Annotated in this window: 23 protein-coding genes, 3 pseudogenes and 1 riboswitch; of the genes and pseudogenes, 12 read left to right on the top strand and 14 right to left on the bottom strand. The window is 65.0% G+C overall.

What is annotated here, in order from left to right:
- Positions 1–7: 7 nt before the first annotated feature.
- The 3 genes and pseudogenes from CJ177_RS47530 to CJ177_RS30760 form a co-directional block, all read right to left on the bottom strand.
- A complete protein-coding gene (locus CJ177_RS47530; protein WP_179443316.1) occupies positions 8–421 on the bottom strand; it encodes a hypothetical protein in 414 nt (137 codons plus the stop codon).
- A 256-nt stretch (positions 422–677) separates the two neighbouring features.
- Positions 678–851 (bottom strand): annotated as a pseudogene (locus tag CJ177_RS48500) (NADP-dependent oxidoreductase); the annotation flags it as partial.
- 618 nt (positions 852–1,469) lie between these two features.
- A complete protein-coding gene (locus tag CJ177_RS30760) occupies positions 1,470–3,089 on the bottom strand; it encodes an AMP-binding protein (RefSeq protein ID WP_095869334.1) in 1,620 nt (539 codons plus the stop codon).
- Positions 3,090–3,236: 147 nt separating this feature from the next.
- Here CJ177_RS30760 and CJ177_RS30755 point away from each other — a divergent pair, with 147 nt between their 5' ends.
- The 3 genes from CJ177_RS30755 to CJ177_RS48490 all read left to right on the top strand — a co-directional run bounded on the left by CJ177_RS30755 (position 3,237) and on the right by CJ177_RS48490 (position 5,359).
- On the top strand, positions 3,237–4,091 hold the full coding sequence (locus tag CJ177_RS30755; RefSeq protein WP_061045457.1) for a PaaX family transcriptional regulator C-terminal domain-containing protein: 855 nt from the start codon (positions 3,237–3,239) through the stop codon (positions 4,089–4,091).
- 312 nt (positions 4,092–4,403) lie between these two features.
- Positions 4,404–5,090, top strand: a complete 687-nt coding sequence (locus CJ177_RS48495) for a TIGR03619 family F420-dependent LLM class oxidoreductase (protein WP_095869333.1) — start codon at positions 4,404–4,406, stop codon at positions 5,088–5,090.
- Positions 4,991–5,359 carry a hypothetical protein gene (locus CJ177_RS48490; RefSeq protein WP_257014789.1) on the top strand — a complete coding sequence of 123 codons (369 nt, stop codon included), beginning with the start codon at positions 4,991–4,993 and terminating at the stop codon, positions 5,357–5,359. Before CJ177_RS48495 ends, CJ177_RS48490 begins: the two co-directional genes overlap by 100 nt.
- A gap of 466 nt (positions 5,360–5,825) precedes the next feature.
- Positions 5,826–5,972: riboswitch (cobalamin riboswitch) on the bottom strand.
- Here CJ177_RS48490 and CJ177_RS30740 read toward each other — a convergent pair.
- The 4 genes from CJ177_RS30740 to CJ177_RS30725 all read right to left on the bottom strand — a co-directional run bounded on the left by CJ177_RS30740 (position 5,971) and on the right by CJ177_RS30725 (position 10,244).
- Positions 5,971–8,037, bottom strand: coding sequence for an FUSC family protein (locus CJ177_RS30740; RefSeq protein ID WP_095869332.1), 2,067 nt, complete (start codon positions 8,035–8,037; stop codon positions 5,971–5,973). (Overlaps the previous riboswitch by 2 nt.)
- 668 nt (positions 8,038–8,705) lie before the next feature.
- Positions 8,706–9,122 carry an IclR family transcriptional regulator gene (locus CJ177_RS47985; protein WP_218835137.1) on the bottom strand — a complete coding sequence of 139 codons (417 nt, stop codon included), beginning with the start codon at positions 9,120–9,122 and terminating at the stop codon, positions 8,706–8,708.
- 22 nt (positions 9,123–9,144) lie between these two features.
- Entirely contained in the window at positions 9,145–9,486 is a 342-nt protein-coding gene (locus tag CJ177_RS30730; protein WP_005242562.1) for an MmcQ/YjbR family DNA-binding protein, read from the bottom strand.
- Positions 9,477–10,244, bottom strand: a complete 768-nt coding sequence (locus tag CJ177_RS30725; RefSeq protein WP_025432752.1) for a helix-turn-helix domain-containing protein — start codon at positions 10,242–10,244, stop codon at positions 9,477–9,479. The genes CJ177_RS30730 and CJ177_RS30725 overlap by 10 nt, the downstream gene beginning before the upstream one ends.
- A gap of 88 nt (positions 10,245–10,332) precedes the next feature.
- Here CJ177_RS30725 and CJ177_RS30720 point away from each other — a divergent pair, with 88 nt between their 5' ends.
- A complete protein-coding gene (locus tag CJ177_RS30720) occupies positions 10,333–10,611 on the top strand; it encodes a nuclear transport factor 2 family protein (protein ID WP_257014742.1) in 279 nt (92 codons plus the stop codon).
- A 408-nt stretch (positions 10,612–11,019) separates the two neighbouring features.
- Here the strand turns inward: CJ177_RS30720 and CJ177_RS49230 are convergent, their stop codons facing one another.
- Positions 11,020–11,271, bottom strand: coding sequence for a hypothetical protein (locus tag CJ177_RS49230; protein WP_179443315.1), 252 nt, complete (start codon positions 11,269–11,271; stop codon positions 11,020–11,022).
- On the opposite strand from CJ177_RS49230, the pseudogene CJ177_RS48480 reads away from it, so the two are divergent.
- A pseudogene (locus tag CJ177_RS48480) lies at positions 11,254–11,401 on the top strand (acyl-CoA desaturase); the annotation flags it as partial. The gene CJ177_RS49230 and the pseudogene CJ177_RS48480 overlap by 18 nt on opposite strands.
- A gap of 109 nt (positions 11,402–11,510) precedes the next feature.
- On the opposite strand, the gene CJ177_RS30705 reads toward CJ177_RS48480, so the two are convergent.
- The 3 genes and pseudogenes from CJ177_RS30705 to CJ177_RS30700 all read right to left on the bottom strand — a co-directional run bounded on the left by CJ177_RS30705 (position 11,511) and on the right by CJ177_RS30700 (position 14,256).
- On the bottom strand, positions 11,511–12,254 hold the full coding sequence (locus CJ177_RS30705; RefSeq protein ID WP_082833423.1) for a cutinase family protein: 744 nt from the start codon (positions 12,252–12,254) through the stop codon (positions 11,511–11,513).
- Between the two features lie 848 nt (positions 12,255–13,102).
- Positions 13,103–13,307, bottom strand: a pseudogene (locus CJ177_RS48475) (cytochrome P450); the annotation flags it as partial.
- Between the two features lie 343 nt (positions 13,308–13,650).
- The gene (locus CJ177_RS30700) at positions 13,651–14,256 is read right to left on the bottom strand and encodes a TetR/AcrR family transcriptional regulator (RefSeq protein ID WP_005242571.1); all 606 of its coding nucleotides are present in this window, start codon (positions 14,254–14,256) and stop codon (positions 13,651–13,653) included.
- Positions 14,257–14,369: 113 nt separating this feature from the next.
- Here CJ177_RS30700 and CJ177_RS30695 point away from each other — a divergent pair, with 113 nt between their 5' ends.
- The 3 genes from CJ177_RS30695 to CJ177_RS46880 all read left to right on the top strand — a co-directional run bounded on the left by CJ177_RS30695 (position 14,370) and on the right by CJ177_RS46880 (position 16,013).
- Positions 14,370–15,143 (top strand): SDR family NAD(P)-dependent oxidoreductase, encoded by a 774-nt coding sequence (locus CJ177_RS30695; protein ID WP_061699121.1) that lies wholly within the window; start codon positions 14,370–14,372, stop codon positions 15,141–15,143.
- Between the two features lie 305 nt (positions 15,144–15,448).
- Positions 15,449–15,709 carry a Clp protease N-terminal domain-containing protein gene (locus CJ177_RS48470; protein ID WP_306453411.1) on the top strand — a complete coding sequence of 87 codons (261 nt, stop codon included), beginning with the start codon at positions 15,449–15,451 and terminating at the stop codon, positions 15,707–15,709.
- A 40-nt stretch (positions 15,710–15,749) separates the two neighbouring features.
- Entirely contained in the window at positions 15,750–16,013 is a 264-nt protein-coding gene (locus CJ177_RS46880; RefSeq protein ID WP_197487901.1) for a hypothetical protein, read from the top strand.
- A 66-nt stretch (positions 16,014–16,079) separates the two neighbouring features.
- Here the strand turns inward: CJ177_RS46880 and CJ177_RS48465 are convergent, their stop codons facing one another.
- The 3 genes from CJ177_RS48465 to CJ177_RS30680 all read right to left on the bottom strand — a co-directional run bounded on the left by CJ177_RS48465 (position 16,080) and on the right by CJ177_RS30680 (position 17,224).
- Positions 16,080–16,325, bottom strand: coding sequence for a hypothetical protein (locus tag CJ177_RS48465; protein ID WP_005242575.1), 246 nt, complete (start codon positions 16,323–16,325; stop codon positions 16,080–16,082).
- The gene (locus tag CJ177_RS48460; RefSeq protein ID WP_257014741.1) at positions 16,322–16,444 is read right to left on the bottom strand and encodes a hypothetical protein; all 123 of its coding nucleotides are present in this window, start codon (positions 16,442–16,444) and stop codon (positions 16,322–16,324) included. Before CJ177_RS48460 ends, CJ177_RS48465 begins: the two co-directional genes overlap by 4 nt.
- Before the next feature lie 216 nt (positions 16,445–16,660).
- On the bottom strand, positions 16,661–17,224 hold the full coding sequence (locus CJ177_RS30680; protein WP_095869331.1) for a helix-turn-helix domain-containing protein: 564 nt from the start codon (positions 17,222–17,224) through the stop codon (positions 16,661–16,663).
- Between the two features lie 148 nt (positions 17,225–17,372).
- On the opposite strand from CJ177_RS30680, the gene CJ177_RS30675 reads away from it, so the two are divergent.
- From CJ177_RS30675 to CJ177_RS30655, 4 genes are all read left to right on the top strand, one after another.
- Entirely contained in the window at positions 17,373–17,609 is a 237-nt protein-coding gene (locus tag CJ177_RS30675) for a hypothetical protein (RefSeq protein WP_095869330.1), read from the top strand.
- 520 nt (positions 17,610–18,129) lie between these two features.
- Positions 18,130–18,747 (top strand): hypothetical protein, encoded by a 618-nt coding sequence (locus CJ177_RS30670; protein ID WP_025432757.1) that lies wholly within the window; start codon positions 18,130–18,132, stop codon positions 18,745–18,747.
- Positions 18,748–19,056: 309 nt separating this feature from the next.
- A complete protein-coding gene (locus CJ177_RS30660; RefSeq protein WP_095869329.1) occupies positions 19,057–19,518 on the top strand; it encodes a MerR family transcriptional regulator in 462 nt (153 codons plus the stop codon).
- Positions 19,519–19,633: 115 nt separating this feature from the next.
- Positions 19,634–20,674 (top strand): NAD(P)-dependent alcohol dehydrogenase, encoded by a 1,041-nt coding sequence (locus CJ177_RS30655; RefSeq protein ID WP_005242594.1) that lies wholly within the window; start codon positions 19,634–19,636, stop codon positions 20,672–20,674.
- Positions 20,675–20,692: the final 18 nt, after the last annotated feature.

Here is a 20,692-nt window from a genome sequence, read left to right as displayed (position 1 = left end):
TTCGGGCTCATGGGCTTACTCCTGGGTCCTGGAGGAAGGTCGTGATCGCCCCCTCCACGCCAACCAGGCAATCGTTGCGCCACTGAGCAATCCGATCGACGCGATCCCCGATATAGGACTGGGATTCTGTCATGTCCCCGAGTGCCCACAGAATGCGCGCAAGTACGTCGTTTTCGCCGGCCGACGCGAGCTGTTCACTGTAGGTTTGTCCGACTTCTCCCTTCACGACGGAAGCGGCACCTGTCAGCATGATCGCGAGCGCTCCGAATACCCCGACCACGAAGGCTGCACTCAGTAGTACACCAGGAAAGGCCAATTCGGAGTGCTGCGGGATCCCGCGTTCTGGTTGCGGCGACGGGTCCGCCGGCGTCTTCTGCTTCAGAACTGATTGCCCAGCGGGCTGTGTGTTTGATTCTGACATGGTTGCCCTCGATGCCTTGCTTGGCTGATCAGCGACCCAGCGGCTGATGGTTGAAATCGACGTGGATGAATACCAGTGAAATGCGCCCCTGGGGATCCCACTGCGGTGGCTCGATCCCCGCGCATGCCGGCGACCACGACCACGAACGAAGGCCTATGCGGGGCACGGCGGTTCTGCGTCCGCAGCGATGTGAGACATCCACCCACCCATCCACCATTGGTCGCATCCCACATGGCATGATCGTAAGTTGTTTCCGATCGAAGGCAGTGAGGGCTTCAGCGAGTGGCCTCACGCTGACCGCAGGTGGCCGCAGGCGGCCATCACGGATCCGGCGTTCAAGGCGGACCAGGCACTCACGATCGGGTTCGACGACGAAGAACATCGCGCGTCCGTGCTCGGGCACCACCCGAGGGGGCTCCGCGATGGTGACGCCCACACTGGAACCGAGCCCTGGGACACCAGATAGGTTGCCCCGGGTCCCGGTATCGGTTGCGGGCAAGCCGGTCATCCAGGTAGCAGCAGATGATCTGGGACGCATCGGAACAAGGGCAGGTAGGACGTTGACGGCCTCTGGTCATCGTTTCGCCCATCTGCCGTCCTGATGGGGATCTCGGTAAGGGAAACGGATTACCGGCCGCTGGTCTGAACCTGCGAATCGGTAGATCGCGTGCCGGTGGGAGCGCACCACTCCTACCGGCACGCCGTTCGCTGGTGCGACCGCTGCTATCTGCTCGGCAATGGGTGCCGCCCGAGATTCGCGGTCAGCGACAGCCAGCGTGCACGATCCTCGGGTCCCGTGGAACACCGGGAGTTCAATCGTGGCAACATCTTTGCCCTTCACTTTCGTCCCGTCGTACGGATGCATTTTTCGATGTTGACCTTGTCGGTTCCGAGCCACATGAACCTGTTGTTGCGCCGGTCCAGGCTAGGACAGCCTCTGCGGCCTCGACCCAGCGGATGACGGTGGAGTGGTGGTAATGCCCAGCGGCGTCGGTGTCCTGCCATTCGACACGACGATCGACGACGACGCTCGCGGGGGACGGGATGGTCATGACGGCACCGCGGAGGAGATATCGCGCAGGCGGAACCGCTGCAGCTTTCCGCTCGGGGTCCGCGGCAGTCTGTCGAGGAAGACGATGCTGCGGGGGTACTTGTAGGGTGCTGCGGTCTGCTTGACGAAGTTTTGAATCTCGAGAATCTTCTTCTCGTCGCCGACCGCGCCGTCGCGCAACACGATGGCCGCGTGCACGATCATGCCGCGTTCGTCGTCGGGGAGTCCGATGACGGCACTCTCGGCGACATCGGGATGCTTGTCGATCGCTTCCTCGATCTCGGGTGCGGCGATGTTGTACCCGGAGGAGACGATCATGTCGTCACTGCGGGCGTGGTACCAGAAGTACCCGTCTTCGTCGCGGGTGTAGGTGTCTCCTGTGAGGTTCCAGCCCTCGCGGACGTAGTTCTTCTGCCGGTCGTCGGCGAGATACCGGCATCCGGTGGGGCCTTTGACTGCCAGCAGACCAGGAGTGCCGTCAGACACCGGTTGCCCGTTCTCATCGTGGATCTCGGCATAGAACCCGGGCACCGCCTTGCCGGTCGAGCCGGGACGGATGTCCTCGTCGGCGGCGGAGATGAACACGTGCAGCATCTCGGTGCCGCCGATGCCGTTGATGATGCTGATTCCGGTCGCGTCGTGGAACTGATGCCACACCGATGCGGGAAGGTGCTCGCCCGCGGAGACGCATCGGCGCAGAGAGCCGAGCTTGTCGGCCTGATCCGCGCGCAGCAGTGCCCGATAGGCGGTCGGAGCGGTGAACAGCACACTGACAGCGAATTTCGCGACTGCGTCGGCGAGTTCGGCGGGGGTCGCGCGTTCGAGCAGCAGGGTGGCGGCCCCGACCCGCATCGGGAAGACTATCAGACCGCCGAGTCCGAAGGTGAATGCCAGCGGCGGTGTGCCGGTGAACAGGTCGTCGGCTTCCGGCTTGACGACGTGCCGGGAGAAGGTGTCCGCGTTCGCCAGGACGTCGCGGTGAAAGTGCATCGTGGCCTTTGGTGAACCGGTGGTTCCGGACGTCGGCGCGAGCATTACCACGTCGTCGGCAGCGGTGTCGACGTTGGTGAACTCGCCGGACTTGCGCTCGGCGGAGGTGATCAGATCATCGGCTCCCCCGCCGCCGAATGCGATCACGGGGATATCACCCGCCGCCTGCATCATCTCCTCGGTGAAGCGGTGATCGCATAGAGTCAGCGCCGGACTCGTGAGCTCGATCAGCTTGGCGATCTCGAGGTGTCGGAGCAGTGGCATGGTCGTCACGACGACACCGCCTGCCTTGGCGACAGCGAACCAGCAGGCGACGAGCCAGGGATTGTTCGGACCCCGCAGCATCACCCGTTGGCCGGGCACCAGCCCATGGTCGCCGACGAGGACCTGAGCGATTTGGTTCGCGCGTCGCAACAGCGCTCCGTACGACCACTGTTCGGTTGGAGTGAGCAGGCAGCGGCGGTCCGGTCCCCATGCTGCGACCGCGTCGTCGAGCAAGGTGCGCGCACAGTTCAACCGGTCGGGGTATGCCAACTCGGGTAGGTCGAAGCGTAGATCCGGCCAGTCGGATGTGGGCGGCAGGTTGTCACGGCAGAAGGTGTCGATGTGGGCCGACCTGGAGAGCATGTGTGTGAGCCTTTCCACAGGTGTCTAAGTGATGAAAGTATGCACTGATTGTGACGACATGTGAATAGGCGACATAGACTTTTATCAACGGAACTACCTGAGGCCTGGGCGCAACGCTCCCCCCGATCACTCACCTATGGTGTTCTCATGACGGTCTTCACCGATGACACCGAGTCGCAGCCGCGAGAGCTGATTGTCACCTTGTTCGGCCTCTACGCCCGCGCGGAAAGCAACTGGCTCCCGGTGGCCGGACTGGTGCGACTGATGGCCGACCTGGGAGTCGACGGGCAAGCGGTGCGCTCCTCGGTCTCGCGACTCAAGCGACGCGACGTCCTGCAGAGCGTGCGCCACGACGGCGCAGCCGGGTATGCACTGTCCCGATCAGCCCTGGACGTCATCAACGAGGGAGATACGCGCATCTTTCACCGCAGGCGCGCAACCATGGAGGATGGTTGGGTCGTCCTGGTGTTCTCGGTACCCGAGTCCGAACGCGAGAAGCGGCACCTACTGCGCACGTCGCTGACCACGCTCGGTTTCGGAACTGCGGCGCCGGGGGTGTGGATCGCACCTGGCCACCTGGCTCAGGAGACTCGCGAGATGCTCGAGCGACGTGGCCTCGCCGCTTACGTCGACATCTTCGAAGGCAACCACATCGCCTTCGGGGAGCTGCGTTCGAAGGTGCGTCGGTGGTGGGACCTCGAAGAACTGACCTTGTCGTACGCGGACTTCATCGAGCGGTACCGGCCCGCACTGCGCGAGTTCACGGGCGGGCCGGCGACCCCGGATTCGGCCTTCGCGACCTATGTTCCGATGCTGACCGTGTGGCGGCGCTTGCCCTACCTTGACCCAGGCCTTCCGCTGGCGCTACTGCCGCAGGGCTGGAACGGCGTGACGGCGGAACAGCTGTTCGCCGACCTCAATGAGGTCCTCAGCGGTCCCGCCCGCGAACACGCGATGGAGGTCATTCACCGGCGACGACAGCCACAGCCTGTATCTCGATGAGAGCTTCGGGCTGCCACAGGCCGGTGACCCCGATACCTGCCACGGCGGGACCAACTCTCCGGCCCTGGGGCGTGCGCGAATCCGGACGGCTTCAGCATCGACGCAACGAGGGGTTGATGTGGCTGATCGACATGGGGGCCTCACCGTCTCTCGAATCGGGTTCTCCGTGTAGCGCGGTGGGGTTCGTCAAAAAATCAGCAACACCGCACGGGTATAGTGCTGACTTTATGTTCGTCAGTGCAACAGCATAACGACGCGGACTGCCGTCGTCGTCGGTGGCACGCTGTTCCGCGCGGACGAGGCGCAGTGCCTATGAGACTTGGACTTCGCCTGCCCCAGCGGATGGGCATTGATTTGCGGCACGACGTCACTGAGGTAGCCAGCGCAGCCGAACGTGCCGGGTTCGACAGTATCTGGGCCTGGGAGCGACCGTTGTTTCCTGTGGCGCCCCGTGATTCCTTTACTCCAGGCGCGCCGTGGCCGCCCGCGTATCGGCAAGCGGCTGACCCGTTGACCGTCCTCGCGGCCGCAGCAGTGGTGACCGAGCGAGTCCGACTGGGCACCAGCGTGATGGTTGCCGGCCTTCATCAGCCTCTCCAACTCGCGAAGAGATTCGCGACCCTCGACCAGATCAGCGGGGGGCGTGTGGCCGCGGGGTTGGGCACGGGCTGGGCAGTCGACGAGTTCGAGGCAGTCGGCGTGGCCAAGTCCGATCGCGGCCGACTGCTCGACGAGACCCTCGACGTCTTCAATGCAGCCTGGGGTCCGGATCCAGTGAACTACCGGGGGCCCACACGCTCATCGACAACGCCTACGTCCTGCCGAAGCCGGCTTCACCGATCCCCGTCATCTTGGGCGGCGATGTCGACGTCAGCTCCACTGGAGGTCCCAATGCACGTGTGCTGCAGCGGATCGCTCGACGTGCCGACGGTTGGATGCCACTTTTCCCGACCCCTGGCGCTGCTGGTGCTCAGAAGCTTCGTACGGCGTGGGACTTGATACGCCAGTCGGCGGCCGCCACAGGGCGCGACCCGTCCACGATGGAAATGATCGTGGTGGGGAACGTCACGTTCTCCGAGACCCCGTCCGGCGACGATCGGACCGGCTTTTCAGGCACACTCGAGCAAATTCTCGACGACATCGCTTCCGCAGCAAGTGCGGGCGCAGATGAGTTGATCCTCGACCTGCACTTGCAGGACTGGTGGCGGAACACACGTCAGATGCTGGACGCGGCACTCGAGATTCGGGAGCTTGTGTCGGCCCGATGATGTCGAGGATGCGTCGGATCCGGTTCCACATCACCGAGACCCGTTCAGCGACAGACGACTAGCTTCGAACACTCCTCGTTGGGTGTGTTACTGGAACTGAGGCGACGGCAATGATGACTTGTTTCATCTGTCACGTGCGTGGCCGATACGGTCGCATGGATGGCGAAGCCAATCCGAGCCCGTCGAGAGGACGATGGGCAGCAGTCCGGGGACTCAGCCCTCTCCGGTGGCAACCGGTACCGATGATCTCCTCACCCGGGCGAGGACCGAGGCTCTGGTGGCGGGCGGGCCGTGGGCGCAAATCGGCGCGCGGCTCGGGTGAACGACCGCCCGCGACCGCGGCGTCGTCACCGATCGGAACTGGCAGGAGGCGACAGTCAGGGAGCTCAGAGCCACGAAATGAGAATCGACGCGCAGCGAAGATCTGCCACGCGCTGGACTGCCGATTCGTAGACCACGACGAATAGGTGTCGTACGTACAACTGCTGGGTTACCGGGCTCGCCGCCTCCTCGCGAAGGCAACCCACCGTTGCGGGTCAGCACAGGACTTCGACAGGCTTCCCCTTCGACAGGCTTGCTTCGCGCTTCGCTCAGCAGTAGGTACGACGCCATCAGACACGCGTCAATGCTTCCCCCATCGTGCGGTTGAGGGTGCTGAGCGAGCGGACGGCACTGCGAACCGGCCCCGGCGTGGTGGTCGACTGCAGCATGACGTCGGGTGCCGAGGTTTCGGTGAGTTTCTCCGGCGGCTCTACGTGCTCGCCGGTGAGTGCGCGTTTGACGTCTGCGATAGTTGCCTTGGTGACGTCGGCTGCTTGGCGCAATGCCTTCGCGGTTTCCTGCGACGGTCCGCTGTCCGGTTCGCCGCGAGAGGCGCTCACCCCTGCTCGGGCGAGGGCATGAGACGACCGATTGCTGACCGTCATGATCCGCAACAACCGCTTCGCTCCCCGACGAGTCCGCGTCGTCGGTCCCATTTCCAAGGGTTTGCCGGCCGTGACAAGGTCCTTCAGCGCGTTGTCCAGCTTCCGCATGTCGGCGACGAGGTGAGTCTCGTGGCCTGGTTGGACGACGGCTCCGATACCGGTGTCGATGATGGCACTCATCTGATCGAGGTAGTCCTCGATCTTCGAGATCAGCGTCGATCTCGTTCCGGTGGAGAAGATGAAGTAAGCCGCCGCTATTCCGACGAGTCCCCCGGCCGCCGTTTCGTAGATGCGCAGTTCGAGTACCTCGATGCTGAATGTGCCGAGCAGTCCGTACAGCATCGCAAGCATGACGGTGACGAAGAAGGAGAGCAATGCGTAGGCAACCGTGACGAGGTAGAACGCGAAGAACACGCAGACGACGAGCAGAAGCAACTGCAACGGCTGGTTGTTTCCGACCAACGCAGACAGCACCACTCCTCCAAGAACTCCCGCGATGGTGCCGACGACACGGTGCCCTGCGCGCGAGAGAATCTCACCGCGGGTCGACGCTCCGGTGAAAACGAGGAAGGCCGTCAGAACCGCCCAATACCAGCGGTCGGGCGAGATGAGTTCACCGAGAATCGTTGCAGCGCTGGTCGCGACGGCAACCTGAATCGCGGCTTTGGTGCTCGGATTCAATCCGGTGTCCATTTCTTCGACCTCGTCCGGCTTCTTCCTCGGCTCGGATTCTGTTCGCAGGGCGTTGCTGGTGATGTGATGGATCGCGATGTGCGCCTGCACTGCTCGCATCGCGGCGCCGGTCGCGATACCCGCACGAGTCGATGGATCGGACTTGCCTGCAGCCGCGGCGGCGATGCGTCGGGCAGCGCGGAGTTGGTCGTCCGACGGATTGTTCTGCAGGCACGATCCCAGTGCAGTGGTCACCTGCCCCAGCGAATTCGGCCACGACTTGTTCGGGTCGAGCGCCCACAGCGCGCTGACGAGTTGTTCGGTAGCGATTTGCGCGTCAAAGATACGAACGGACAGATCATCGTTCGTGACGCTCAGTAGGTGAGCTGCATCGTTGCGGTCGAGCCAGTCGTCGATCATCAGCGCGGTGCTTCCGAGCCGGTCGAGTTTCTTGCGGAGTAGATCGAGATTCCGATCACCCCTGTTCGACGACACCTCCAGCACGTCGATCGACGCGGCCCGCAGCGCCCGAACCAACCGTGTGAGTTCGAGCCCGGGCCGGTCCGGCAGGATCACTGTACGGACGAGGAGCGAGATACCGATGCCGACGACGATGGAGACGACGAGGATGGGAATCTGCCCAGGCTGGGCCCGAAGGAAGAGTGCGAAGAAGTAGCAGATGAACGCCACCATCCCGAGAGCCGTGCCTCGCGGGCCGTAGCGCCGCACCCAGACGGCCGCGAAGAGCACCGCGATGAAGCCCACATCGGCGACCTTTCCGAACTGTGACAGCACCGCCGACATCGACACCGCTGCGATTGCAGGGAACACGAGCAGCAGTGTCGTGATCACCCTGCTGTGCTGATCCTTGTCCTTGACCGCCGCCGAGGACTGCATCGCGACGACCGTCCCGAGCAGCGCGACGGTGAGTGGCTGGCCGATCACGTTGGAACCCGGTAGCAGCACCACCATCGCGAGAATGACGGTGATCGTCGTGGCGGTTGCGGCACGTAGCCGCAGCCTGCCGGGATCGGAGACCGCGAGAAAACGGACTGTCTCCTGTACGAACCGAAAAGCCATTCACCGATTGTGCGCCTTCGGCACCCGCGCATGCGTCATGACACCCCTAAGCATCGTGGCGCTCTGCGATGACTCGCAATCCCGAGATTCCTCCTGTCGATCGTTAATGCTATGCACCGTAGGTTGATTCGGAACCTATTCGCGTCCTATCTATTGCGGTCAGTCGGCATGCTCGACGAGCAGCTCGACGGTGGGGATCTCCGCGGACAGTGGATGATCGAACGCGGCCCGGGGCGTTACGCGCGCACACCGTCTCCACGAAATCGCCGGTGCAGAGGGCGTCGATTACGGTGAACTCGGGTCGGTCCTCAGAACGCGATGTGCCCCGTCGCTCTACGTATGGGCCGCGCCTGGACTCGGCAGGTGCCTGTCCTCGCCGAGGCGACAGCGCGGTGACGTCCGGGGAGGTCAGGGTTCGTTGGATCGTGGCGCTTCCTGCTTTCAGCAGTTTTGCGATGTCCTCGATGTGCGTGATGAGCCGTGAGGTGGGCCCGGAGATGTTGATGACGGAGGTGATCGTGTTGTTGCGGTCCCTCACCGGGTACTCACCGAGGTCAATCCGATCTCGACCTCTTCACTGACAACGGAATACCATTGTGCTCGTGCACTTTTCAGCCTTTCGAGGATCTCGTCCAGATTCATTGGCGCCGCAAGCGTCGAGATCGGAGTCAGCAGTCCTCGGCCGTCAGCGCTTCGACGAGTTCGTCGGCACTGTCGAAGAGCAGCGCCCGCCCGGAGGCTGTGCAGTGCATCGGGGAACTGCGCCCGACCCACCCTCCGGCCCGCAGCGACTGATGGGACTCCTCCCGGAGCACGGTCAGGGACCGGTTTCCCTGCTGCACCGACAACAACGCGACCTCGCCGACCCGTGAGACGAGGGTTTGCAGGACGGGCCGTGCCGCCCTCGGCAGTGGGATGTCGCCGGCGCCGGTAGCGAGGACCAGCAGCGACCAGCCCAGCCGGTACCGCTTGCCCTCGGGTGCTTGCTCGACCAGTCCGCCACGCTCGAGTGCTTTGAGCATGCGCGAGACCTGACTGCGCTCGCGGCCGACCTCGCGTGCCAGGTCGCTGACGGAGTGGTCCATGTCATTCCGAGCAGGGCATCAGTCAACCCTCGTAGGCGGCAGCCACCTTCTTCGGCACGCACATCCGCCACGCGTCGACTAGCAGCTCGCGCAGTTCCTCGACGTCGAGGGCATCGAGCCGTACGCAGACCCACCGGTACCGCATGTCGGAGGGGCGGGGCATGAGGAACTTCTCGGGCTCCGAGGCCACCAGCGCCCCCCGCTCTTCCCTGGGGAACCCGAAACCCATGATCGTGTCGTCCTGGTAGAACGCCGCGTACACCAGGCGCCCGACCCGGAACCTCACCTCGTCGCGTACGAGCGCCTCATAGGAACGAGGCAACGTGGCGGCGATCGCCCGGGCATCGCCGATCGTCACCCCCATCGGCGGCGCAGCACCTCGGCGGTGCCTTGGTCAGCGGGCAGGAACGCCTCGAGGTGCAGCTCGGCGAGCGTCACGTCGGCGGCGGTCGCGAACGATGTGAGCGTCGTGATGAGCCGGAGGTCGCCATCGGCCGAGCCCAGCTCCAACGGCACCGCGAAGCCGAGCACGTCGGCCTCCTCGGGAAGCGGCGGAAGGTAGGACTCGAGCTCGGCGAGCAGCGCCTCCAACGCCGGGTCGGGGCTCTGCGCCAGCTGAGCCCGCAGGTGCTCGGTGATGTGCCGGCCCCACTCCGGCAGGTTGCGCACCCGGGGCGCGTTCCCATCGGGGTGCAGGGCAAGGCGGAACACGTTGACCGGTGGTGCGAGCAACGCGGGGTCGACGCCTTCTTCGAACACCTCGAACGCCCGGTTGGCGGTGACGAGGATGCCGTGCGGCCGCACGACCATCGCCGGGTACGGGAGATGACCGTCGAGAATCGTCTCCAGCGCCCGGCGAACCGGGCGGAGCGCCTCGTCGTCGAGCGGTGACTCCGGGAACGCCGGGGCGAAGCCGGCAGCGAGGAGCAGCTCGTTGCGCTCCCGTAGCGTGAGCTCCATCGACTCCGCCAGGCGCAACACCATGCCCCGACCCGGGCGGGAGCGGCCCTGTTCGATGAAGCTCACGTGCCGCTGGGTGGTGCCCGCCCGAAGCGCGAGATCCAGCTGGCTCATCCGGCGGGCCGTGCGCCAGCGCCGGAACTCACTTGGGAACCGCGTCATCACCGGTTAATCTTCGCTCACCCCCGGGGGTCGATGCCATTCCTTCCAGGGAGTTGCCAGCAGTGACTCCGCGGCAGACGATACGGCCATGACCGACACAGCAGCAGTCATCGATCGATACAATGCCGCGTTCCTCGAACGGGCACCCGACAAGCTCGTCGACCTCATCGCCACCGACTGCGTGATGGAGGGCACCGGCCCGGAGCCCGACGGCAACCGATGGACGGGCTACGACGAATGCCTCGCGGGCTGGCAGGGATTGGCCTCCGACCCCGCCATCAGGTTCACGGTCGAGCACGTCGACATCGACGGCGACCGAGCCGTCATCCGCTGGAGGATCACGGCACCGAGAACTATCGGGGCGTGAATCTCATGCGCGTCCGGGACGGGAAGATCGTCGAGGCGCTCGGGTACGGCAAGCGGCCTTAGCATGCCGTGTCGAGCCGCCGGGTGGTGCCCTGCTCGGCGGACCCGCGACAACCGGCGAACGCCACCGTCATGGGACATCCTCGAAATTCGAGGAACGGTTCGGACAGTCCCACCAGAAGGCGGCAGAACGGGAGTGCACCCATCGTCACCGTTGCAGGACACATCACCGTCGAGCCCCACCAGCGCGAGTCCAACCCTCACGGGCGGTGCTGCACGTTCACGGGTGCTCCGATGACCACCATCAACACCAATGAGGCCGCCCTGGGCATCGAGTCCTTCGGTGACAACCACGCACCAGTCGTCGCACTCGCGGGAAGGACGACGATGCCCTCCTGGCCCGACGCGCTCAGCGAGCGCCCCGCCGCCTGCGGGCGCCGCGCGGTGCGCTACTACCCACGACGACGCTCACGCTTCCGCCCGAGGCGTTGCCGTCCACCAGCCCTGAACCCACGATCACGATGGTCCCGCCTCCGCAGCCGCCCCCGCCTGTGCCGTAGGACAACCCGACCACGCAACTACCCACCCGGCAGCCGCCGCAGGAGCCTTCCTCGGCCCCGGTCCAGCCGACAGTCCCGACCAGCTGAGACTCGGCGGCCACGCAATGCTCTTCGGCTCCCGCAAGCGATCACTGTGGGTGCTGGGCACCGGGATGCTCTCGTTTCGAGGATCATCGAGAACATGACGCTCGGGCACAACGTGATACACGGGCATGGGACTGGATGAACGACCATGTCGGTGTGCTCTGTCCGACATCACTGTCGCCAATCGGGCTCCGGCGGCGGCCTGCGAGCGCCAGCCCGATCCTCAATGAGGCAATGCACCAGGCACGCGGACCGGCTAGAGGCGATCGGCGGCGAACTGTGCAGCCGCGATGGTCATCCCGTTCGCGGGATACAACGCGTGCACGACATTGGGTCGTCCCAGAGGGGCACCATCGCAGATGTTGTCGCCGGGAGCGCACAAATCGATTGTCTTCGGCCCGAACAGCGGCCCGACAACAATCGGCGGACTGCCTGCATCACGCATAAACCGATCCGAGGGTTTTCCGAAGAAGACGACCGCGGCAACGTGGCTCGCAACATCCGGCGACAACGGCCCAGGTAGGCCTAGCTCAGTAGGGAATCCGGCTGGATTTCCGTCCGCGGTGACAAACCCTGCCACAGCCGCGCCCTGAGAGTAACCGCCGACCACCATCCTCGTGTTGGGGCAGCTTGTCGCCATGAACTGGATCCGAGAATGCATGTCCCGCATCCCGTCGACGAAGGTGTGGACAAACGCTTGCCTGTCATCAAAATTGCTACCGGCAGGGTAGTTAACGGCGTACACCCCGATCGACCGCGCGCCCGCGAACAAGCGAAGCGATTCGACGAATGAGAGTCCTGTGATGCCCACGCCATCCGGTTGATCGGTACCCCGGGCGAACGCCACCTCGACATCGGGACATGGCTGGGCGGATGCGGGCGGGGGTTCGACGGGTACGCCGAGCAACGCTGCAAACGTCAGCATCGCCGTGCACAGGAGTCGAGCGAGCGTGCGTGTCGCCATGAGGTAAACACTACATTCAATAGCGGACACGGACATGCTTCTATTACCGACCCCGGGAACCTATTCTCCCCCGACCGGTCAATCATCACATTCGACCGCAACGAGAATTGGGGGTTGAAGCCGGTGCGGAAGGTCCGTTGACTGCTCAGCCATCCAGTCGATCGGATCGCCAACGCTACAGGGTCACGTACCTGCACAACCTGTTGGCAACCTACGGCCAAAAGTATTGCGTTGCAGCAACGTCCACACTGGCGGCTAGGCGAATGGCGTTGGCGACAATAACCAGCGGCTGGCACGCTACACGGTGACTACTCCATCACGGTCGGCCAGCATCCAGATCCAGAGGTAAGCAACGACTCTGCGGGTGGGACGCAATGCAGGTTGGCCAAGGCGTCCGTAGGTCATGGTCGCGCGATCGAGCGAGTCACTCCAATCGAAAATCTACGGGCATGCGAACCCCCGTTCGTGCCGACTCCAGTATCGAGAGGCTGACTGCGAGTGCATTTACAGACCCGAACCCTTCCGCCGGTTCGGGCCTATGGCCCTCTTCGACCATCACACCCCCCACGCCACCGGCGCTGGACCCGGACGGGCGCGCAGTGCTGTACCTGGCTGTGGACCTCGCCACATAGCACTTCTGTCTGCTGAATTCAGAAGACGACTGCACTCGCGGGGAATTCCCCAGAATCCCGCGAACTCGACCTCTGAAACCGACAGTCGGGCCGTGCGGGTGCGTCGTGTGTGGCGCGCTGGCCAACGCGCAGCCGCGCCCTAACCATGTGCGATGACGGCACCAGCACCACCGAGTCCCAAATCGAGACCGACTGCTGCGTGACCTCCAAACCGCAGCCAGCCTGCGCCCGGTCGGTAACGCGGCGAAGGCGTAACACCGAGGCCAGGCCGTTGCCGGTTGTGCCCACACCGGCCGACAGGAGCGAGCGCACGATGAGCGGGGCCTGCTCTTAGGTGATGTCGCCTCGGTCCGCGGCCGCCCCGATCTGCGCTCCGAACCCGCTTCGGACAACACGTCGCGTGTGCACTGCGCGTTGACCGCCCGGACAACTCCCCGACGCGGGGTACGCCCTTCTGTCCAACGGATTAACAAACATGCTGTACGTCAACAACTTTCAAAGCTACTTCGAAACGAACGAAACGCACACCCCACACCGCGACACGCCGGCACATCACAAACCGCGGGACATGTCATCACACCAGGTCACAGCACCATCACGCCCCCACCCAGCGTGTCCGTCGTCGTCATTGCGGGTGTTCCTTCCACAGTCATTTCACGGTGCGCGCGACAACCCACAGTCACTGAAACGAAACAACATTCACAAATCATCCACAACGACTCAACACACTGTGCCGCTCCGCACCGGGGAATGCGGCCCAGCTGTTTGAGCAAACCAGTTTCCCGTGGCGTCCCAGCCGATCAGCAGGTAGCACCGGGCGATCCCGGGCCCCGAAGGTAGTCGATCAGAGTGTCGAGGACGGCTTCGAGATCCTCGACACTGCCCGTGGACCGCAGGACTTGCACCCCACCCTGAATTCCCGCAATGAACGCGGACGCGGTGCGCGGCGCATCCAGTTCCGCCCGGACCTCGCCGGCCGCCTGCATCGCCTCGATCCCGGCCACGACGTGAGTCCGCCACTGCGCCAACAGTGTTCGGACCACTTCATAGGCCCCCGGCGTTCCGCCCGCCTGGGCCAGCAGCGACCCGAGCGGACAGTGCGCCCCCTGAGCGCGGTAGCGGGTGACCAACGCATCCCGCCACCTCAGCCACGCCGCCCACGACGTCAGCGCGCCGAGGTGCGGTTGCTGATCGCCGAGAACCCGGCCCGCCTCGTAGACGGCGACGGCGAGCAGCAGCTCGTCCTTGCCGCCCGGAAAGTAGTGGAACAGCTGCCCCTTGCTGGTTCCGGTGATCGCGCGGATGTCGTCGAGCGTGACCTGACCGGGCTCACCACCCCGAAGATGCGTCGCGGCACCCTCGACGATGCGCGCTCTGGTCGCGAGCCCCTTCGCAGTGATCGGCATGCGTCGACGGTAACGCAATTCTGGACCTGCCAACCCTCCACAACTCCACTACCAGTGAACACACCCCACTTTCTGGACTTGCGGGTCCAAAAAATAGTTCCTACGGTCGGGACATGACCAATCACTTCACCAGCAACCGACTCCACGGCCGCACCGCCCTCGTCACCGGATCGACCTCCCACATCGGGCGCGCCATCGCCGTCGCCTTCGCCGCCGAAGGCGCCCACGTGATCGTCTCCGGTCGCGACGCGACACGCGGGAACGAGACCATCGCCGCGATCCAGGCGAAAGGAGGCCGCGCGGACTTCCTCCCGGCCGACCTCGACGGCACCTCCGCCACCAGCCACGCCCTCGCCGAGCAGGCGCTGCACCTGACCGGCGGACACCTCGACATCCTGGTCAACAACGCCGGCATCTTCCCCGCCTCCGGCACCATGACCGTCGACGACGACGTCGTGGACCGCATCTACGCCGTGAACGTCAAGGCACCCCTCTTCCTGGTGCAGGCCCTGGCCCCACGCATGACCGGCAACGGTGGCGGCGTCGTCATCAACCTGGGCTCATGGGTGGCCCGCCTCGGAATCCCCCACGGCCCCGTCTACGCCTCCTCCAAGGCCGCAATCGAGAGCCTGACCCGGTCCTGGGCTGCCGAATTCGGCCCCCGAGGCCTGCGCGTCAACGCCGTCTCCCCCGGCGTCATCCGCCCCACCGGACCCCACACCGACTCCCCCGCCGACACCTTGATGCACTCCACACCCGCCGGCCGGCCCGGCACCGCCGAAGACATCGCCGACGCCGTGCTCTACCTCGCCTCCGACGACGCCCGCTTCGTACACGGGACAGTCCTCGACGTCGACGGCGGACGTGTCGGAGTCAACACCGTGTAATGCACTCGGCAAAACCGAACACCGGTACGACACGCACAAACGACGGCGTGAACGCTGCCGTCCCCGATCTCGAAACGTCTCGGTGATTCTCGACCGACCGCCGCTCGCCCCATCGAGACGACGTCGAGGAAGTGACGGGATGGCCACCACCACCCCTCCCCTGCTCATCACCAGGCTCCCTCATGGGGTGACCCGAGCCGACCCCGAAGAGCAAACTCCGAGGGCGTCAGCCCCGGCGGGCTCCGCCCCGGCGGTCGGGGACATCCCGGCCACCGGCGAGAACGAAGAAGGTCCTCGAGGGCAGCCTGCACCAGACCGCCCTGCTCGGCCACGAGGAAATCGGCACCGACCACCTCCTCCTGGCCCTGCTCGACGACCCCGCCTCCACCGGCGCTCAAATCCTCACCGACCTCGCATCCCTGCCCATCAGCGAGATGCGTGAGCACCTCAGACGCGAACTCGCCCACAGGCCCACCCCAGGCCCCGCCCACCGCATCCCCATCCGACTCAGCAACGACGAATACACCCACGCCCACACCGCCGGCCAGAACCTCGAAACGAAATGACTTCGTAGACAACAAAGGAGACGCAAACGAGTCGACGAACTTGAAACACATTGGGTGGACATTCGAGTCAAACAAGCCGATGGAAATCCGGGAAGGCAAGCTGCTATCACTGATCGATAAGTTCCCACGTGCCGCACTACGAGTACCGCCAGAGCGAACCCCAATCGCCAAGCAAGCGCGTACAAACATGCCTGGCAGCGGAAGTGCAGAGCTGATCGAGAAGTTCAAGGCAAAGATCACCGAGAAGCAGTTCAACAAAGGCAAGGCCATCGATGAAATGCTGACTGACTGCTTAGCTAGCTAAGAATGGTGGTTAAGCCTCTACTGCACAGCCTATTTCAGATCGTTATGGGCCATTTCCGGATGGCAATCACTCTCGATCACGCAGCAGCGCAACCGCATCGTCCATGCCGTAACGCGCCATCAACAGATCGAGGACCTCGTCCACGGTCATCGGTGGCCGCACCAGGCGTGTCGCGAGCATCTCCACAGCCCGCGCCGCCGCAGTCGGGGACACCGACACCGTGTCGGCGGCGAACTCCGCCGGCGAAACGACCTGGATGTGCCCGGGAACTCGTTCTCGTGGAAAACCCTTCCGATTCAGCGTGACGATCACCCCGGCACCGCCGACGACGGCGGCCGCAACGACGTGCTCTCGTCGGGATCCGGCAGCGAGAACGTGCCCTCGAGCGGCTCCCAGCCGGTCACCAGGGCGTCGTCGAAGTACTCGCGCATCGTTCCCACCAGCCGCGCACTCGCCACGTGGGCTGCCGCCGCACTGCGCCCGCGTCGTTCGAGCTTGGCCGTCTCTGGAATTCGAGCTCGTCGAGAATCACCTCCGACCACAACGGCCGGTACAAGCCCTCAACGTCCATCGACAGCAGGAAATCCCGCTGCAGGCTCGGCCAGAGAACACAGGTATCGAGAACCGCTGCGAACACCCCGGGCGGCCTATCGACCGCCCGCCGCGGCTGACCGGCCCGCGCTGCCGGTCCGTCGGCGCTCCGCGACCGCCTTCCGCGCGATCTTCAACTGCTCCGCCACCACCACCGGATCGTCCTCGTCGTCGATGTCGATAGCGGTCTGGGCGAGTGCCTCGTATCGGCGGGCCCGGCGCTGCTGCTGATACTCGAGCACATCCCGCAACAACAGCCGATGGCGTGTGCCGACCTTCTCCGCCGGCAACTCCCCCACGTCGATCAACCGGCGCACCGTTGGCCGGCTCACCGCCAGCAGATCCGCGGCCTGCTGCGTGGTCAACATCGTCGCCTGCGGGGCCACCGTCACTGCACGACCGGCCTGCAACGCGGCCACCACCTGCTCGAGCGCCGCATGCACCTCCGCCGGCAGCTCCACCTGATCGTGCTCACCGGCACCGACCAACAGATACGGCGGCTCCACCCGGTCCCCACAGCGCCGCTCGTGCGCATCGAGGAAGCCGACGACCTCCGCCAATCCCACGCCTTCCACCGCCTGCGGCAGATACGTGTGCTGATCCAACGCCTGCGCACTCATCACAAACCATCCGTTCGAAAGAATCCTAATACCTTTCGAATCTTTCGAAGAGCTGGTTCAATCACCGCCGCTTACACGGCGAGATCGACCACGTCCCACCTGCCGAGTACGAGACCGCCTATTGGTCGAATCACACGGCGGCACTACGGTGAGACACCGGTCCTCGCTGAGGCCGGAACCAGATAACCGAGCCTCCGCCGAACTCGGGGCAGGTGTCACCGCCCCGGTCCTCGAGAGCAAGCTCGACGGTGTCAGCGAAATGCGTGAACACCTCAGCCGCGAACTGGCCCAGCAGCCCACCCGCCGCATCCCTAACCGGCTCAGCGACGAATGCACCCGCGCCAACACCGCCGCCCGCACAGCCAGCCAGAACCTCGAAACCTGAATCCGCGAATGTGTGCGGTCGCCGCCGCAGTGCTCGGGCATTCCGGCCGAACCGTTGTGCCTGTCTCAATCAGCATGCCGGACATACGGTTCGCCCCCGTTCGAGTGCCGGAGTGGGACAGCTGGGTAGCGCAGACCGCGTGGTCAGTGAATGGACCGGCCACCCGTACATCGAGGCACACCGGTGAAGAATCCGGTTAGACGATGGCCGAGGCGACAGGGTACTGCGCGAGAGGGTAAACGGCTGCCACCCGTCCCTGTCGCCGTACGCGGGCATCAGCGACGCTCCCCAAACGTCGACTGCCACTGCCACTGCCACTGCCACTGAGCAACGAACTCGACGAGTTCGGGCAGCGCCAGCGCTGCAAGCCCAGCAGAACTCATGCGCGGGGCGGTCGAGGAATACATCTTCGCCTGAAACACCCCCCGACGCTCGCGGAGCAACCTGTCGAAACACCACCTCGGATTCCGTCGCACAATCGAAAGGGAGGAGAAGGCGGAAGGACCTGCTGGAGGTGACCATGCGTCGGGAGGAACTGGCACCGGTGCCCACGCCGGTCCGGTGGTGGCGGCTCGGCCCATGGAGCCGCAACCACCTGATGCGCCCCAGCGACCGCTACGAGGCCACCATCATCCTCATCATCCTGCTCACCGCGGCCGTGGTCCTGCTGCTGATCCCCGTTGCGGCCGCGTTCGGCACCTCGACGCAGACCCGGTTGGAACAGCAAACCCACACACTGCGCGCCGGCGTCCGCCCCGTACCGGCTGTCCTGCTCGAGGACACCTACCTCGCACCCCACACCCCCGAGTACTCGATCCGTCCCGCCGGCACCCAGAACACCGCCCGGGCGCGCTGGTCCACACCCCATGGGGATCACGTCGCCGCCGTGGTCACCGACGCACCCGCGAAGGCTGGTCAGACCATCACCATCAGCATCGACGCCGACGGCAACCTCACCGGCCCCATCCCCGACCGCCGGGAAAATACAGTCCTCGCGGTGACCGCCGCCTTCGGGGTCTGGGCACTCGCTGCCGGCGCCGTCCTGCTCCCTACGACCTTCGCACACAGACTGTTCACCCGAAACCGGTTGCGGCGCTGGGCACAGGAGTGGAAACAGTTCGACATGCCATCGAGATAGCCCCACGCTGGGTCGCGTAACTCCGACCTGGTGGTGCCGGGGTGCACCCACCGCAGCACCCCGCTCATCGCGGCGATTTGCGGGGCACCGTTTCAGACCAGGCGGCAGCCTGCGAGACGTCGTCGCCTCGGCTCTCGCGAGTTTGATGTCACGATCGTCGACGAAGACCGCGGGGCCGTCGTCGATGAAGACCGCGGGGCCGTCGTCGACGAGGACAGCGGGGCCATCATCGGCCGTGACCGCCCCCACCTGGGGTGTGACTCATCCGACCTTTGACTTCAAGTACTTGAAGTTCTTAACGTCGATGGTGTGAGTGCACGAACCACCCGACACGTCTACACGATCAAGGACGCGGCCGCCCTGACCGGACTTCCGGCCAGCACGCTGCGCTACTACGAGTCGGTCGGGGTGATCGCGCCGATCAGCCGCGGGGAAAGCAGTAAACACCGGGTCTACGACGAGAATGACCTGGGCCAGCTGGTGGCCATCGCGTGCCTGGCAGCGACCGGGATGTCGGTCAATGACATGAAGGAGTACGTCGCCAACGGACAACTCGGGGCCGCGGCCGCCTCCGCGCAGATCGAGTTGCTGACCGAGCGCCGGCAGCAACTTGCCCGCGAGGCCCAGCAGATCGCACTTCGTCAACGCTACGTCGACCTCAAGATCGACTACTGGCGCGCGATCGACGCGGGCGACGAGCACCGTGCCGCGCTCCTCGCGGCCGAGGCGAGCGCATTGGCCGACGAACTCCACAACACCAAGAAGCGATAGCCCTCACCCACCACACCCCCGGTGCGCTCACCGACTCGACCGATGCGGCACCGGTCACTCAGCCCTGTCCTGCTCACCACCACTGTGACCATCACAGAAGTAAGGAAGTACTGCCATGCGCGTTAACGCGTACGCCGCCCCCGCCGCCGGCCAGCCGCTGGCCCCCACGACCATCGAGCGCCGCGACGTCGGCCCCAACGACGTCCTCATCGAGATCCAGTACGCCGGCATCTGCCACTCCGACATCCACACCGTCAACGGCGACTGGGGCCCGCAACCCTTCCCGGTCGTGCCCGGCCACGAGATCGTCGGCATCGTCGCCGAGGTCGGCGCCGACGTCACCCGCCACAAGGTCGGGGACCGCGTCGGCGTCGGCTGCCTGGTCAACTCCTGCGGTCACTGCACCAACTGCCAGGGCGGCGACGAGCAGTACTGCGCCAACGGCATGGTCCCCACCTACGCCGGCGTCGACCGCGACGGCACCACCACCCAGGGCGGCTACTCCACCCATGTCGTCGTCGACGCCGACTACGTCCTTTCCGTCCCGCAGAGTCTGGACCCGGCCGCCGCAGCTCCCCTGTTGTGCGCCGGCATCACCACCTACGCCCCGCTGCGCCGCTGGGGTGCCGGTCCCGGCAAGAAGGTCGCCATCGTCGGCCTCGGCGGGCTCGGGCACATGGCCGTCAAGATCGCCCACGCCCTCGGCGCCGAGGTCACCGTGCTCTCCCAAACACTGAAGAAGCAAGAGGACGGACTCCGCCTCGGCGCCGACGCCTACCACGCCACCTCCGACCCCACCACCTTCGAGCAGCTCGCCGGACGATTCGACCTCATAATCAACACCGTCAGCGCCAGCATCGACCCCAACGCCTACCTGGGCCTGCTCGCCGTCGACGGCACCCTCGTCAACGTCGGCGCCCCAGCCGAACCGCTCAGCCTGCACGTGATGTCACTGATCGGCGGCCGCCGCAACTTCGCCGGATCGATGATCGGCGGCATCGCCCTGACCCAGGAAATGCTCGACTTCTGCGCCACCCACAACATCGGATCCGACATCGAAGTCATCCCCGCCGACAAGATCAACCAGGCATACGAGCGGGTCCTCGCCTCCGACGTCCGATACCGGTTCGTCATCGACACCACCACCCTGAACTGACCCCACCATGAACGCCCG

Source organism: Rhodococcus sp. ACPA1 (assembly GCF_002300195.1).
Classification (GTDB): domain Bacteria; phylum Actinomycetota; class Actinomycetes; order Mycobacteriales; family Mycobacteriaceae; genus Rhodococcus_F; species Rhodococcus_F opacus.
Note: the sequence above shows the minus strand (reverse complement) of the source record. Positions and strands in the feature narration are given on the sequence as shown.

What these genes read in the sequence shown, in the direction of transcription:
- CJ177_RS47530 (WP_179443316.1), bottom strand. Translation starts at nt 421, where the DNA reads ATGTCAGAATCAAACACACAGCCCGCTGGGCAATCAGTTCTGAAGCAG.
- CJ177_RS30760 (WP_095869334.1), bottom strand. Translation starts at nt 3,089, where the DNA reads ATGCTCTCCAGGTCGGCCCACATCGACACCTTCTGCCGTGACAACCTG.
- CJ177_RS30755 (WP_061045457.1), top strand. Translation starts at nt 3,237, where the DNA reads ATGACGGTCTTCACCGATGACACCGAGTCGCAGCCGCGAGAGCTGATT.
- CJ177_RS48495 (WP_095869333.1), top strand. Translation starts at nt 4,404, where the DNA reads ATGAGACTTGGACTTCGCCTGCCCCAGCGGATGGGCATTGATTTGCGG.
- CJ177_RS30740 (WP_095869332.1), bottom strand. Translation starts at nt 8,037, where the DNA reads ATGGCTTTTCGGTTCGTACAGGAGACAGTCCGTTTTCTCGCGGTCTCC.
- CJ177_RS47985 (WP_218835137.1), bottom strand. Translation starts at nt 9,122, where the DNA reads ATGGACCACTCCGTCAGCGACCTGGCACGCGAGGTCGGCCGCGAGCGC.
- CJ177_RS30730 (WP_005242562.1), bottom strand. Translation starts at nt 9,486, where the DNA reads ATGGGGGTGACGATCGGCGATGCCCGGGCGATCGCCGCCACGTTGCCT.
- CJ177_RS30725 (WP_025432752.1), bottom strand. Translation starts at nt 10,244, where the DNA reads ATGACGCGGTTCCCAAGTGAGTTCCGGCGCTGGCGCACGGCCCGCCGG.
- CJ177_RS30720 (WP_257014742.1), top strand. Translation starts at nt 10,333, where the DNA reads ATGACCGACACAGCAGCAGTCATCGATCGATACAATGCCGCGTTCCTC.
- CJ177_RS30705 (WP_082833423.1), bottom strand. Translation starts at nt 12,254, where the DNA reads ATGTCCGTGTCCGCTATTGAATGTAGTGTTTACCTCATGGCGACACGC.
- CJ177_RS30700 (WP_005242571.1), bottom strand. Translation starts at nt 14,256, where the DNA reads ATGCCGATCACTGCGAAGGGGCTCGCGACCAGAGCGCGCATCGTCGAG.
- CJ177_RS30695 (WP_061699121.1), top strand. Translation starts at nt 14,370, where the DNA reads ATGACCAATCACTTCACCAGCAACCGACTCCACGGCCGCACCGCCCTC.
- CJ177_RS48460 (WP_257014741.1), bottom strand. Translation starts at nt 16,444, where the DNA reads ATGCGCGAGTACTTCGACGACGCCCTGGTGACCGGCTGGGAGCCGCTC.
- CJ177_RS30680 (WP_095869331.1), bottom strand. Translation starts at nt 17,224, where the DNA reads ATGAGTGCGCAGGCGTTGGATCAGCACACGTATCTGCCGCAGGCGGTG.
- CJ177_RS30670 (WP_025432757.1), top strand. Translation starts at nt 18,130, where the DNA reads ATGCGTCGGGAGGAACTGGCACCGGTGCCCACGCCGGTCCGGTGGTGG.
- CJ177_RS30655 (WP_005242594.1), top strand. Translation starts at nt 19,634, where the DNA reads ATGCGCGTTAACGCGTACGCCGCCCCCGCCGCCGGCCAGCCGCTGGCC.